Genomic DNA, 14,082 nt, shown 5'->3' with positions numbered 1-14,082 from the left:
TAACCTCCTAATATGTGTGTTTTTGTCTAATTCCGTTGAAATGGCGGCACTGGTCACTTGCACTTGGGGCCTCGGACGCATTCAACCGCGTCCGTACAAAAAACGGAAGATGAAACAAACGGCACTGATTGGCTCAACGTAAACATTTTATCGGAGTCCGCGTCCGGGAGATGCGCACTATGTTCAAGACTGTCTTATTTCCTGTCGATCAAAGCCGAGAAGCCCGCGAAGCCGCGGAAAAGGTTATCAATATTGTGAAAACCTACACTTCTCGTTTAGTTATTCTTTCGGTAGTCGAACCCCCAGCCGAGGAGGGTGCCACCCCACAGTCAGAGGTGATGAGTTCCCCGGAAGCAGTCGCCAAACTGCTGTCTGAGGCCCAATTGATGTTTTCCCAGCAGGGAATCGAAGCTGAAATCATTGAGCGAGAAGGCAAACCGGCTTTCACGATTTGTGATGTGGCTGACGAAATTGGGGCCGATTTGATTGTGATGGGCTGTCGGGGGATGGGTTTAACCGATGATGGGGCGTCTGACAGCGTTACCAATCGGGTGATCAATCTGTCTCCTTGTTCAGTTTTGATTGTGCCTTAGTCATTAGTCATTAGTCAGTGGTCAGTGGTTATTGGTTATTGGTTATTGGTTATTGGTTATTGGTTGAATGCCAACTGCCAACTGCCAACTGCCAACTGCCAACTGCCAACTGCCAACTGACTAATGACTAATAACTAATAACTAATAACTAATAACTAATAACTAATAACTAATGAAAATTCACTGGTATCCCGGTCACATTGCCAAAGCTGAACGGGCATTAAAAGAACAGCTAAAGCGGGTAGATGTGGTGCTCGAAGTCCGAGATGCCCGCATTCCATTAGCTACTTACCACCCCCAAATGCCGAGTTGGGTGGGCGGCAAGGCGCGAGTATTGGTCATTAACCGCATGGATATGATTACAGCTCGATCGCGCGAGGCGTGGGAAACATGGTTTGAGGCCCAGGGAGAAACTGCCTATTTTACTAATGCCGAGCACGGTCAAGGAGTAGACGCTGTGGCGGATGCCGTGCAGAATGCTGGGGTGCAGCTAAATCAAAGAAGGTTCGATCGAGGTATGCTGCCCCGTCCAGTCCGCGCAGTGGTGATGGGCTTTCCAAATGTCGGAAAATCTGCTTTAATTAATCGGCTGTTAGGGCGGAGAGTGGTGGACAGTGCCCGCAGAGCTGGAGTAACTCGATCGCTCCGATGGATTCGCATTTCTGACGAAATTGAATTATTAGACGCCCCCGGAGTGATTCCCACTCGCATTAACAATCAAGAAAATGCGCTCAAATTAGCTATTTGCGAAGATATTGGCGAAGCAGCTTACGACAATCAGGTAGTAGCAGCAGCGATGGTAGATTTGCTCCTAGGGCTGGAGGCGGCTGATGACACGTTGATATCACTATCTGGTTTCAAATCCAGGTATAAATTAGATGCAGCATCTAGTAATGGTGAAGATTATTTGCACGAGATAGCAAAAGACAGGTATAAAGGAGATGTCGAACGAACGGCGCGGCAAATGTTAAACGATTTTAGAACGGGTGTGTTGGGTCAGCTTACTTTGGAGTTGCCGCCGGCTTGATAAGACTCGTGCCATACAACTAATCAGGAATGGTATTAAAGAGGGATTTGCTCGCGCTACTAATTTGAACTTCATCTCCTATCTGTAATATTTTTCCCGCTGCTTGACCCGAGACTCGCATACTAACTATCAGTCGACTAAAGTGATTTAAAGACCCTCTCTTTACCAAGTCAGGCATGATTTCCTTCTGCTTGGCTTTTAGTAGATTTTGAAAATTTGTATCGGCTGCTTTCGCGGCATAATTTTGCGTACATCGGATACAGGAGTGACGGAGATTAATAGCTTCAAATATTACAGTCCCTATTTTCAACGTGACAAATTCATTCGCTTCTGAGAAAAGTTGGTCTTCCCAAAAAGCCGGGACATCTCCTATTTCAATATTAGCTCGCAAGCGATGGCGCATTTCGTTAACGGAAACTCTCGGAAACCAAGATGCAACTTCAGCAATTGTTTCGGTACTTATTATGCTTGGCCCGGGCGCAGCGGTATCGTCGGGAAAGCCTGTGAGCAAGTTTTCCATTAACTTGACGGGGAAACCGAAGTAGTTGCTCAACCAATATTCTATCCCTGGGCGTTCTCTATCTACATGAAAAAAAATTTCTTGTTCGGTGTCTTGTATTTTCAGGCCGGCCATTCTCTTTTGGATGTCAAAGGATAAGCGCAGAAAATGGACTCCGCTGTTGCGCTTAGTGTTAACAAATTCTCCTGCTTCATCGCAGATTGCAAAAGAGCGATCGCCTTCTAGAGCTCCGCTGGCAAGAATAGTTGCTTGACTGACAGCTATGCCGTCAAGGGACTTGACCGGATAGATATGAATACTGGCGACGTAAGACATTTCGATCCATTGATAAATAATTGTAGTTTTACAATAGTCCCGACAGTTTTTAGTTGGTAGTCTGAAACCCGCGATTTTCCGTTGGTAGCGAACTTGCCGAATCGCCTTGAAGCCTTTATCCTACGGTTGGCAATCAAAAACTGTCCGAAGTATTGGTTTTAGATACATTTTAGCATCCCCTGCCGGCAGAAGGATGACCGCAGTTGCCTTTAGGAAATAAAATCTGAAATAGAAAGGGGCAACTTTTTTGAATTTTTAAGTTTAAATTTTGCGGGAGCTACTTGTAAAAAAAAAGTAAAGAAGTAGGGTTCAGCTTGTGGTATATCTTATGCTAGAAAATACCCAAAATTAAACCGAGTTGCAAGCAATGACTGAAAGCGGAAGAAAAAGTATGATTTCGCGACGCAATTTAATGTTGAAGGCTGGTGCAGGGATGCTGGCGGCAAGCTTTACACCAGCGCTTTTGCAAGCCCAAGCCGCAAAGGCAGAGGCAATCTCTGGCATTACTCCCGACGGTGCTCTCAAGAAATTGATGGAGGGGAATCAACGCTACATTGAGCAAAAGCGAACATTTCCCGACCAAGCTCGATCGCGGATTGTAGAAGTAGCACAGGGTCAACATCCGTTTGCAACCATCCTGGCCTGTTCTGATTCGAGGGTTGCTCCAGAAATTATTTTCGACCAAGGATTGGGGGATTTATTTGATATTCGAGTAGCTGGCAATTTTCTCGACGATGTGGTTCTCGGAAATATAGAATATGCGGCCTTAGAATTAGGCGTGCCACTATTAGTAATTCTGGGGCACGAACGCTGCGGTGCTGTTAAAGCAGCTTTAGATGGCAAAGCTGTGCCGGGTCACATTAGCACTTTGGTGGCGGCGATTAAACCCGCAGTTGATACCACAAAAAATCAAGGGGGCGATGCGTGGGATAACGCAGTCAGAGCTAATGTGAAAATGAATGTAAATAAGTTACAATCCTCGTCGCCTATTTTAGCTGAAGCAGTCAAAGCGGGCAAGCTTAAAGTTGTTGGGGGCCGCTACGATTTGGATAGCGGCAAAGTAGAGATAATTGCTTGATTTTGCTGGTAATTTTCAGAAGTTGTAGGGTAGTGCCAAGAGTGCCTACCCTTGGGCATCGAGGAGCAACCACCGGGGATTGCCCCTACAAATTACTAGGTAACGATCGAGTAGATATCCAAGTTTAGATTAAACCCATTTCTTGCAGTCCCCGGCGCAGGCGTTCTGCTTCAAAGGGGCGGCGCTGTTCGTGAAGGGCGATCGCTCTTTTGAATTCTGCTAAACTCTCTGGCATTTTGCCAATTTTCAGCAGCGCTACTGCCAAGTTTTGATGAGCTTCCGCGTGTTCGGGATCGATTTTAATCGCTTGTCGGTAATAGGCGATCGCATCTGCTAAATTTCCGGCTGCCTTCAGCGTCAGTCCCAAATTGTAGTGACCTGTGGCAAAACTGGGGTCAATTTTTAAAGCTGCTTTGTAAGCTTTTTCAGCAGATTTCAAATCTCCTTCATCTTTGAGCAAATTGCCCAAATTATTGTAAGCGCCCAACTTGAGCGCCGGCATCACATCTGTATTAATTGCCGCTTGATAGTGTTCTTTGGCTTTAACAAATTGCTGCTGCTGGCGGTAAGCAATTCCCAAATGATAGTTGAGTTCGTAAAGAATAGAATCATCAATTGCCGCAGCAGTCAAGCCCCTAGTTAATAAATCTATTCCCCGCCCAATTTGCCCTGTTTCTACATACAAAGCGCCTAATTTGCTACAAGCATAAGCATCGTTTGGATAATAAGCGATATAGCGTTCCATTGCTGCTTGAGCTTTTTGGAATTTACTTTTTGCTGCGATCGCATCTTTTTGATAACCAGAGTGCCAAATCGCCACATCGGGGAGAGAAGCTATTTTCCAATTTGGTTCCCTGTGCAAAATCTCAGCCACGCTGTCGTCTACCATTGCGTGGTAAGGGCGAGAAAAGCGGATGTCGGGGCGATTGCGAAACAATCGAGACACTAAGGAATAGGGAGATTGAGAGGCACCGATTTCTTGGCGGATGAGATTTATTAGGAGCAGCCGATCGCTCTGAATGCCCTGCTTAATTGGAGGTACAATCTCCGGTACCAACACCTCATCGGCATCCAACACCAAAATCCAGTCGCCCTGGGCGTGCTTCAGACACTCGTTGCGCGCCGCTGCGAAGTCGTCGCACCACTCAAAGTCATAAACCCTCGCCCCGAATTCTCGGGCGATTTCACGGGTGCGATCGCCCGATCCCGTATCTACCACCACCATTTCGTCAACAACACCCTTAACGCTGTCCAAAGTCCGCGACAGTGTTGCCTCTTCATTCTTCACAATCATGCACAGAGTCAGATCCATCGGGCGCAAACTTTCCTTATTTCACAGAAATATTGTAATTTTTTTAACCAGTAAAACACAAAAAGCCCCTGAAAAAATTCTCCTATTTCCCTTTTGCCTTGGGCATAAGTACCTTTTTTCCCTAGAAAAATTGGGTTAACTCTTTTGAGATATTAAAAAGCCTCAAACTCCGACGATTCATGAGAAATCCTACCACTCTCAGTTCATCCCTGCGGTAGAGGTAAGGGCGGGATAGGGGTTGTTATTCTAAGAACATAAGACAAGGCACGAGAAAAGTTAAGGATTCAGGAGAAAGAGAAATGGGAATTATTGCTTGGATTGTTTTAGGACTGATTGCCGGTGCGATCGCCAAAGCCATTTATCCGGGAACTCAAGGTGGCGGTTTTCTGGCCACAACAGGTTTAGGAATTTTGGGCGCGCTAGTGGGAGGTTATCTAGGTCAAATGTTCGTGGGGACTAGCGGGGGAGCATCCTTCGGAGCATTGACTCTACCCAGCATAGCTTTTGCCGTCATAGGTGCGATCGTTCTACTTTTCATCTGGGGACTGTTAACTCAGCGTGCTGCATAACAAATATTGCCAATTCCCAGTCGATCGACTTTTAGGGTATTCATAAACCCGGTTTCTATAAGAAACCGGGTTTTTCAGTGGTTTGTAGGGTGCTTCAGCCTACTCATACCAAATCCGCGTTAAAAACCCCGATCGGACTCAGCGGTTGAAACGGCTCAAGAGTCAAACTTTCGTCAGAACTCACATCTTGCACCATTCTCAAGAACAGGCAAGATGCCTGTTCCACAAAAAGTGCCTTTTATTGGGGGGTGGGCAGGAGAACCCGCCCGCAAAAGGCTTATTGAGAATGGTGCAACCTCTCAGTGCGAGCTGAGGGGGACTGAAGAATAAAGGGGTAAAAATCCCGGATTTGGTATCAATTAATTAATCAATCCGCAAATTGAAAGGCAAGCGAACATAAATCCCCTGCGGGTCGTTCATCGACTCGATCGCAGCCAATTCATCCTGCATTTTCTTAACTTCAGCAGTCAGTGGGTCGAGTTTGGTGGCTGGTTTCAAAACGCGAACGCCTGAAAGTCTTTCCAAAATTCGCTCCTCGAAACTGCGGCGTTTTGGATATTCTTCCAACTGCCAATCGTCGCCGAGTTTAGCTTGCTTCGCCGCCTCTGTGACAGCATCTTCAAGGCCGCCAATTTCATCGACTAAACCCAACTGTTTCGCGGCCGTACCCGACCACACCCTGCCTTGAGCAATTTCTTGTACCTTGTTTTTCGGCAGTTTGCGGGAGTCGGCGACTTTAGTAATAAATCGATCGTAAATGCGATCGACTATTCTCTGAATATTCGCCAATTCTTCAGGATTTTTCGGGCGGGAAACCGTGTTAGTATCCGCAAAGCGGCCGGTTTTCACAACGTCCCAAGTCAGGCCGTTGTTAGCAGCCAACTTTTGGGCGTTGAACAGCATTCCAAAAACGCCGATAGAACCCGTAATCGTATTGGGTTCGGCAAAAATGCGGCTGGAACCCATCGCAATCCAATAGCCGCCGGAAGCTGCTAAATTGCCCATCGAAACGATAACTGGTTTCTTTTTGCCCGTCAGCATAACTTCGCGCCCGATGACTTCGGCCGCCGTCGCGCTGCCTCCGGGACTGTTGACCCGAAAAACAACTGCTTTTACGTCGTCATCTTCTCTGATTTTCCGCATTTCTTGAGCGATGCGATCGCCTCCTACTTGAGTCGGGCCCCCTTCCCCGTCTACAATCTCTCCCTCGGCGTAAAGTATAGCAATTTGGTTTTTCTTGTCAGCGCGAGTTGAGTTTTTATCGTCAGCAATTCTGGCGTAGTTTTTCAAACTAATTTGCTTGAAAGATTTGTGTTCGCGATCGGTTCCTGTAAGTTTTTTAAGTTCGCTCGCAATTTCGTCAAAGTATACAACTTTATCAACTAACTTGCTTTTGAGAGCTTCGTCAGCCATCAAAGTTCCGCCCTTATCTGCAACCGCTTGCAGTTGCGGAACAGTCACTTTACGGTTCGGCCCGACAGTTTTCAGGTATTCTCCCCACATATCTCCGAGCAACTTTTGAGTTTGCTGGCGATTTTCGGGACTCATTTTTGTGAGCAAAAACGGCTCAACGGCTGACTTGTATTTGCCGACACGAGTCACTTGGACTCCCAGACCGTATTTCTCCAAAGCACCGGTGAAAAACATTGCCTGACTGCTAAAACCGTTGAGTTCCAAAGCCCCGTAAGGGTTGATTGCAATTGTATTAGCAACGGAACCGAGGTAATAATCTCGCTCTGTCCAGTCCATCTGGTAAGCAAAAATGGGTTTTTTGGCATCTCGGAAACGCTGCAATGCCGATCGAACTTCTTTGAGATTGGCAAACCCGCTGCTGCTCGAATCTGAGCTGCCTTCGAGATAAATGCCAACGATTTTCGGGTCTTTTTTCGCAGATTCGATCGCGTCTAAAACAGTCCGCAGCGTCACTGTATCGCCGGAATCGTCCGAAAGCACTTCTTCAATCGCCGCGCTAGTGCTGCGGCTCGGTTTGCTGTCAGTGATATTTAAAGAAAGGTCTAATACCAATACAGACTTATCTTTAACTTGCGGGCCTGAATCTTTAGACGACGATGCCGCGACAGCAATTAGCAGTACCAGTCCCCCTAATCCTATGCTGCCCAGCAGCAACAATCCGAGGAAGGTTCCCAGCAAACTTGCACAGGTATATTTTAGGAAATCTCTCATTAGATAATTGGTTATTGGTAATTAGTCATTAGTTATTAGTCATTAGTCCTTAGTCATTAGTCCTTAGTCATTAGTTATTAGTTAGATCGAATCCGCTTATAGCGGAACGATACCGAGCGTGCGAGCGGGTCGCTCGCACTGCACTCGGAAAAATATTATTCCGATACCAGCGGAAACGATATTATTGGTAATTCCTGCAACTAGGATTTAGCAATTATCCGCTGTCGTTAGTTATTAGCTAATGACTGTTGACTGCTGACTAATGACTGTTGACTGCTGACTCACTTTTATCTTAACCTTTCCAAAACCCCAGAATGTTTTAACTCATCCAAATTACCGCAGCCCGTACAGAACATCACTGTGGCGATTTCTGCAATTAAGACCTCAGCTAGAACGCCTGCGGCTGATTCCGATTCCGCTGCCGCTTGCAGAAACGGCCGCGCCAGTCCCGCAATATCCGCGCCGAGGGCGAGGGCTTTCGCTGCATCCAACCCATTCTGCAAGCCTCCAGAGGCAATCAGAGGAACATCCGGCGCTACGGCGCGGGTGCTGACAATGCACTCGGCTGTCGGTATTCCCCAGTCGGCAAAGGTTGCGCCCAACCTGCGCTGCTTGCCATCTTTAGCTCGCTTTCCTTCTATTTTTGCCCAAGAAGTACCTCCGGCCCCGGCAATGTCGATCGCACCTACCCCGGCGGCGAGCAATTTCTGTGCCATCTTTCCTGAAATACCGTTGCCGACTTCTTTAGCAATAACTGGTACTGGTAATTTATCGCACAATGTGGCAATTTTATCTAGCAGTCCTTTAAAGTTAGTATCGCCTTCGGTTTGAACGCACTCTTGCAGCGGATTGAGGTGCAAAATTAGTGCGTCTGCTTCTAAAATATCAACAATTTTTTGGCACTCTTCCAAACCATAATTGTAGTTTAATTGAACGGCTCCGATATTGGCAAATAGCAGAATATCTGGAGCGCGGCGCCGGACGGCAAATGTAGGAGCTAGTTGAGGTTGTTCTACGATGATTCGCTGGGAACCGACTCCCATTGCCAGTTTGTATTCTTGAGCGACATCGGCGAGGCGATAATTGATTGTCTGGGCTAATTCTGTGCCGCCGGTCATTGAGGAAATTAGCAGGGGAACGGCTAGTTTTTTGCCGAGAAATGTGGAGGTTAAATCGATTTCCGTGCGATCGAGTTCTGGCAAACAGCAGTGCTCAAAACGGTAGCGTTCGAGGCCGCTGGTAGTTTCGCGAAATTGTACGTCTTCTTCGAGGCAGATCCGCAGGTGGTCTGCTTTGCGGGTTTCGGTTTGCGACGGGGAGGTTAGCGGCAAGTTCACAGTGGCTATTTGGGGAAAGAGTTGTGATTTGGGAATATAGCAATTTTATTTCATTTTTGAATTTTTTAATGAACCGCAGAGAGCGCAGAGGGCACAGAGGAGAAGAAAAGAGAGATGTTCGCAAATCCTGCCAGGGTTGCTGTATTATCCAGGAACAGTCAGCGGCATTCCGTTATCGGAAGGTTTTAACTTGAGTAAAAAAGGAACTGCTTTTTGCACCCAGGCTTTGACTGATGTGTAACTTGCCGCATCTTCGCCGAAACAAATGTCCAGCATATCCGTGTGAATTATCCCCGGATTCAAAGAAACTGCTGCCATACCTGCGGGCAATTCTTGAGCGAGCGAGCGCGTAAGTCCTTCTATTGCCCACTTAGAAGCGCAATAGGGCGCAAATTCCGGCGAAGTTGACCTTCCCCAACCAGAACTAAAGTTGACAATTATGCCGTTTTTTCGAGCAATCATTGCCGGGACAAAGTGGCGAATTACATTAGCCGTACCTTTAATATTAACATCTATTAGCTGGGAAAATTCTTCGCTGCTGACTAACCAAAGCGGTGCGGGATGGTTGACTAAAGCTGCATTGTTGATGAGCAAATCGGGTGGCTCCTTTTTTGCCATAATTTCTGTTGCCCAAGCTTTTACTCGCTCGTCGTTGGTGACATCCAAACAAGTAAAATGGTGGGGCGTACTATATTTTTGGTTGAGTTTTTCCACCGCTTCGGAAGAACGGGCGCATCCCACAACTCTATGTCCCAATTCAATAAACTTTTCGGTCATGGCAAGACCAAGACCGCGACTAACTCCGGTAATTACAATTAATTTTGTCATAGATTTGCTGAATTTTGACATTAAGTAATACAATACATATTGACTGGTCAATTGACAAATCGATCGCAGGGAGAAAGCATGAAAGTAAAAGCAGCAGTTGCTCGCAGTGCCGGCAAACCTTTGAGCATTGAAACAGTGGATCTGGATGGGCCGAGGGCTGGAGAGGTGCTGGTGGAAATTAAAGCTACGGGTGTTTGTCACACTGACGCTTACACTCTTTCCGGCGCCGATCCTGAAGGTTTGTTTCCGGCTATTTTAGGCCACGAGGGAGCCGGGATTGTCGCAGAAGTTGGGCCGGGAGTAACGAGTGTCAAAGTGGGCGATCGGGTAATTCCTCTCTACATTCCCGAATGCCGCAACTGCGAATATTGTTTGAGCCGCAAAACAAATCTCTGTCAAGCAATTCGCGTGACTCAAGGCCAGGGAGTGATGCCCGACGGCACGAGTAGGTTTTCTATAGATGGGCAGAAACTTTACCATTACATGGGAACTTCTACCTTCGCTAATTATACAGTATTGCCAGAAATTGCGGTAGCAAAAATTCGCGAAGATGCTCCTTTTGATAAAGTTTGTTTGATCGGCTGCGGCGTAACAACTGGCATCGGCGCTGTCATCAATACGGCGAAAGTAGAGCCTGGTTCTAATGTGGTAGTTTTCGGTTTGGGCGGCGTGGGTTTGAATGTAATTCAAGCGGCTCGTATGGTGGGAGCTAACATGATTGTCGGCGTAGACTTGAACCCCGACAAGCGAGAGATGGCGGAAAAATTCGGCATGACTCACTTTGTCAATCCTCGCGAAGTGGAAGGCGATTTAGTGCCTTATTTAGTAGATTTAACCAAAGGCGGAGCTGATTACAGTTTTGAATGTATCGGCAACATTAATGTGATGCGTCAAGCTTTGGAATGCTGCCACAAAGGTTGGGGTGTGAGCGTAATTGTCGGGGTAGCGGGAGCGGGTCAAGAAATTAGTACCCGCCCGTTTCAGCTAGTAACTGGCAGAGTTTGGAAAGGCACGGCTTTTGGGGGGGCAAAAGGCAGAACTGATGTTCCTAAGATTGTTGATTGGTACATGGACGGTAAAATTGATATTGACAGTCTGGTATCTCGGGTAATGCCGATCGACCAAATTAACGAAGCCTTTGATTTAATGCACAAAGGTGAAGTAATTCGTACAGTTTTGACTTTTTGACTTTTTGAAGTAAGAAGTTCGGCAACAATCGATGTATGGGATTTAACCGATAGAGGTTCGAGGGAAGATGCAAGATTAAGCGGTAAGGTGCGTAATGCGCACCATAACTTTTATTTTCTCTATTCTCTCTTCCTCTGCGTCCTCTGCGCCCTCTGCGGTTAATAAAAAAAATCTAATTCACAAAAGAAATAGAATTAATATGATATCAGAATCCCTAAAACTGCACAAAGAACATAAAAGTTTCGGTGGCAAACTCGGCTTTTACAGTCATCAATCCTCCGCTTGCAAGAGTGAGATGAAATTCGCTGTTTACCAGCCCCCGCAAGCTTTATCTCAACCCGTACCCGTCCTATATTTTCTATCAGGTTTAACCTGCACAGAAGAGAACTTTATGGCAAAAGCGGGAGCGCAACAATTTGCGGCAAAATACGGGTTAATGCTGGTTGCGCCCGACACTAGCCCGCGCCAGACTGGCATTCCTGGGGAAGATGACGATTGGGATTTAGGAAGTGGTGCGGGTTTTTATGTGGATGCGACAGCCGCACCTTGGAAGGCTCACTATCGAATGTACAGTTATGTGGTTGATGAATTGCCGAATTTAATCGCCGAAAATTTTCCAGCGATACCGGAAAAACAAGGGATTTTCGGTCATTCGATGGGCGGACACGGGGCGTTAATTTGCGCTTTGAAAAATGGCGATCGCTATCTTTCAGTTTCCGCTTTTGCGCCTATTTCCGCGCCAATGCGCTGCCCTTGGGGACAAAAAGCGTTGGCAAACTACCTCGGCAGCGACCAAGATATTTGGAGGGCTTGGGATGCTAGCGAATTGGTTGTGGCAGCGCAATATAACCGCCAGATTCTGATTGACTGCGGGACGGCTGATTCGTTTCTTGCTGATGGGCAGTTGTTGCCGGAAGTGTTCGCGGAAGCTTGTGGAAAAGCGGGACAGCCGCTAACTTTAAGGATGCAGGAAGGTTACGATCACAGCTATTATTTTATAGCAAGTTTTATGGAGGATCACATTCGGCATCATGCTGCTGTTTTGTGCGGGTAGTTCCTAGCAGGAAGCAGGCAAGATGCCTGCTCCACAACAACTGGTTCTTAGGCTCTGCCTGGGAACCGATATCCAGAGGCTCTGCCTCGAATGGCTGCCATGAAATGTGGAGGCAGAGCCTCCCGATCTGCTTTACCAGGCTCTGCCTGGTAACGAGTGAACTCGCTTCTACGACAGGTATTTTCGGTTAATTAAGATCGATCGGAAATACCCAGTCTTTATACTTGCTGTCGCGATTTTCGATAATCCCGGTTAGTTTGTCCAAAATCTTTTCGGTGATGGGTCGGTTTTTGGGCAATTGATAGTTTTCAACTCGGTTAATTGGCGTAATTTTGGCGGCGGTTCCGCAGAGGAAAATCTCGTCTGCAATCAACAGTTCCGATCTATCAACGGGTCTTTCTATGACTTCAATTCCTAAGTCTCTAGCGATAGTTATAACGCTGTCTCTGGTAATTCCTTCGAGAATATCTTGATCGAAACCGGGAGTAACTAATTTACCGTTTCTGGCGACAAATATGTTCATTCCTGAAGCTTCGCTGACTTTTCCCTGAGTGTTCATCATAATTGCTTCGTCGAAGCCGGATTCTACTGCTTCTGTTTTGGCTAAAGCTGACGTGATGTAAGCACCGCTAATTTTACCTCTTAAGGGCAAACTGCGGTCTTCTTGGCGGTACCAAGAGCTAATTCTACAGTTGACTCCTTGTTTGGGCAAATAGTCTGAGAGTTCTAATCCGTAAACAAAAAAGTCGGTTTCTACGTTGTGCAGTCGGGGGGCAATTCCTAAACTGGATGTGTAGACGAAAGGGCGGATATAAAATGATTTTGTGGGTTGGTTTTTCTGGACAAAATCAATAATTATTTGTTGGATTTTGCTGGCTGGTAAATCGCAGTGGAGGAATCTGGCACTTTGACTTAATCTTTGACAGTGGCGGTCTAATCTAAATAGCAAGATTCGATCGGCATTTTGGGGGTCGGGAATTCCCCGCAACCCGCCTAAAACTCCGGTTCCGTAGTGCAGTGCGTGGGTGGCTATGGAAATTTTGGCGTCGGTAAATGGGAGAAATTGGTTTTGAAAGTAGGCAATTGGCAGAAAACTATCCATGATTCAAGCTGGCGATGAGTTTTGCAGTCCGCGAGGAATGGTGAATTTGGTTATATTACCATAAGTTATACCATTTTAGATTTGAGATTAAAGAATTGAAGAATTGGAAATGACTGATTCGATATATAGCCTTTCTCAGTAACATGAGGTGCTCTCGATAAGCGGGCATAGGGCATAGGGCATAGGGCATAGGGCATAGGGCATACCTCACCAAGATTGAGAACTGCTATAAGTTTGGATCGCGCACAGTTGCATTGTTTTTTTTAACTGGGATTATTATCTGGTTATATCTATTTATAAAATAATATCAAGAGCGGTCTGTTTGGTTGATAATTGTTTTGGGAAAAAGTGCGATCGACTACAAACAAAAATCAACCAAGGGGCAACTATGGCACGCAAATGTTTCATCATTGAAATGGGGATGGGTATAGACCAGCACGGGCAGGAACCGACTGTAGCCTGTGCAAGGGCTGTACGGAATGCGATCGCCAATAATGCTCTCCTAGGCGTCTGGGAAGTGGCTGGTTTGAGCGACCCCAATCAGATGATTGTTGAGGTTAAGGTGGCTGTTCCTTACCCGGAACAAGTGCGGGCCGAGGAGGTGTTGGCGGTGCTACCTTTTGGCAGCAAAACTCTGATTGTGGAGCAAGGGGGCATGATTGTGGCAGGCAGGGCGATCGCTTCTCTGAATGATAAAAATGATGAAATGCTAATCGCTGTGGCGGCTGTGAGTGTTTTTGTGGAAACTGAAGACTAATTAATTTTGTATTGTTTGAATAAATCTGCGGTGAAGTACGATCGCCCGATCGCACTTCCTTGTTTCCGCGATCGGGGATGGAACGCCTGTCTGTTAAAAAATGATTAATTTAGACTAAGTTGTAGGGTGCCCCGGAGATCTCATTGGTAACAAGTTAGAAGGGAGTAGATTTTGTCAATACCTCTTGGGATAGAAATATTATGGAATAATAATGATAA

14 protein-coding genes are annotated in these 14,082 nt (G+C 46.5%); 7 read left to right on the top strand and 7 right to left on the bottom strand.

The features are described 5' to 3' along the window. The first annotated feature begins 179 nt into the window (after positions 1-179). Both QUA78_RS22390 and ylqF read left to right on the top strand, forming a co-directional pair. Complete coding sequence (locus QUA78_RS22390) at positions 180-593, top strand: universal stress protein (RefSeq protein ID WP_333303532.1); 414 nt, start codon at positions 180-182, stop codon at positions 591-593. A gap of 172 nt (positions 594-765) precedes the next feature. Continuing rightward, the gene (ylqF, locus tag QUA78_RS22385) at positions 766-1,620 is read left to right on the top strand and encodes a ribosome biogenesis GTPase YlqF (RefSeq protein ID WP_333303533.1); all 855 of its coding nucleotides are present in this window, start codon (positions 766-768) and stop codon (positions 1,618-1,620) included. 19 nt (positions 1,621-1,639) lie between these two features. Here the strand turns inward: ylqF and QUA78_RS22380 are convergent, their stop codons facing one another. Further along, the gene (locus tag QUA78_RS22380) at positions 1,640-2,455 is read right to left on the bottom strand and encodes an MOSC N-terminal beta barrel domain-containing protein (protein ID WP_333303534.1); all 816 of its coding nucleotides are present in this window, start codon (positions 2,453-2,455) and stop codon (positions 1,640-1,642) included. Between the two features lie 367 nt (positions 2,456-2,822). Here QUA78_RS22380 and QUA78_RS22375 point away from each other — a divergent pair, with 367 nt between their 5' ends. After that, positions 2,823-3,533: a carbonic anhydrase gene (locus QUA78_RS22375; RefSeq protein WP_333303535.1), complete on the top strand. Its 711-nt coding sequence runs from the start codon at positions 2,823-2,825 to the stop codon at positions 3,531-3,533. 124 nt (positions 3,534-3,657) lie between these two features. On the opposite strand, the gene QUA78_RS22370 is transcribed toward QUA78_RS22375, so the two are convergent. Beyond that, positions 3,658-4,845 carry a tetratricopeptide repeat protein gene (locus tag QUA78_RS22370; RefSeq protein ID WP_333303536.1) on the bottom strand — a complete coding sequence of 396 codons (1,188 nt, stop codon included), beginning with the start codon at positions 4,843-4,845 and terminating at the stop codon, positions 3,658-3,660. 299 nt (positions 4,846-5,144) lie between these two features. Between QUA78_RS22370 and QUA78_RS22365 the strand changes: the two genes are divergently transcribed. Further along, positions 5,145-5,414, top strand: a complete 270-nt coding sequence (locus tag QUA78_RS22365) for a GlsB/YeaQ/YmgE family stress response membrane protein (RefSeq protein ID WP_333303537.1) — start codon at positions 5,145-5,147, stop codon at positions 5,412-5,414. Positions 5,415-5,517: 103 nt separating this feature from the next. On the opposite strand, the gene QUA78_RS22360 is transcribed toward QUA78_RS22365, so the two are convergent. The 4 genes from QUA78_RS22360 to QUA78_RS22345 form a co-directional block, all read right to left on the bottom strand. Then, positions 5,518-5,640 (bottom strand): hypothetical protein, encoded by a 123-nt coding sequence (locus QUA78_RS22360; RefSeq protein ID WP_333303538.1) that lies wholly within the window; start codon positions 5,638-5,640, stop codon positions 5,518-5,520. Positions 5,641-5,777: 137 nt separating this feature from the next. Next, the gene (gene sppA, locus QUA78_RS22355) at positions 5,778-7,598 is read right to left on the bottom strand and encodes a signal peptide peptidase SppA (protein ID WP_333303539.1); all 1,821 of its coding nucleotides are present in this window, start codon (positions 7,596-7,598) and stop codon (positions 5,778-5,780) included. Between the two features lie 287 nt (positions 7,599-7,885). Then, positions 7,886-8,935, bottom strand: a complete 1,050-nt coding sequence (gene fni, locus QUA78_RS22350; RefSeq protein WP_333303540.1) for a type 2 isopentenyl-diphosphate Delta-isomerase — start codon at positions 8,933-8,935, stop codon at positions 7,886-7,888. A 144-nt stretch (positions 8,936-9,079) separates the two neighbouring features. Then, positions 9,080-9,763 (bottom strand): SDR family oxidoreductase, encoded by a 684-nt coding sequence (locus QUA78_RS22345; RefSeq protein ID WP_333303541.1) that lies wholly within the window; start codon positions 9,761-9,763, stop codon positions 9,080-9,082. Positions 9,764-9,841: 78 nt separating this feature from the next. Between QUA78_RS22345 and QUA78_RS22340 the strand changes: the two genes are divergently transcribed. Then, positions 9,842-10,951 carry an S-(hydroxymethyl)glutathione dehydrogenase/class III alcohol dehydrogenase gene (locus tag QUA78_RS22340; RefSeq protein WP_333303545.1) on the top strand — a complete coding sequence of 370 codons (1,110 nt, stop codon included), beginning with the start codon at positions 9,842-9,844 and terminating at the stop codon, positions 10,949-10,951. 199 nt (positions 10,952-11,150) lie between these two features. After that, positions 11,151-12,005, top strand: coding sequence for an S-formylglutathione hydrolase (fghA, locus tag QUA78_RS22335; protein ID WP_333303542.1), 855 nt, complete (start codon positions 11,151-11,153; stop codon positions 12,003-12,005). A gap of 187 nt (positions 12,006-12,192) precedes the next feature. On the opposite strand, the gene QUA78_RS22330 is transcribed toward fghA, so the two are convergent. Then, on the bottom strand, positions 12,193-13,107 hold the full coding sequence (locus QUA78_RS22330; protein ID WP_333303543.1) for a branched-chain amino acid transaminase: 915 nt from the start codon (positions 13,105-13,107) through the stop codon (positions 12,193-12,195). Between the two features lie 388 nt (positions 13,108-13,495). On the opposite strand from QUA78_RS22330, the gene QUA78_RS22325 reads away from it, so the two are divergent. Continuing rightward, positions 13,496-13,864 (top strand): Lin0512 family protein, encoded by a 369-nt coding sequence (locus QUA78_RS22325; RefSeq protein ID WP_172193088.1) that lies wholly within the window; start codon positions 13,496-13,498, stop codon positions 13,862-13,864. Positions 13,865-14,082: the final 218 nt, after the last annotated feature.

The sequence above is a fragment of the Microcoleus sp. K4-B3 genome, assembly GCF_036704615.1.
In the GTDB taxonomy this organism is placed as follows: domain Bacteria; phylum Cyanobacteriota; class Cyanobacteriia; order Cyanobacteriales; family Microcoleaceae; genus Microcoleus.
This window is presented reverse-complemented; position numbering and strand designations above follow the sequence as displayed.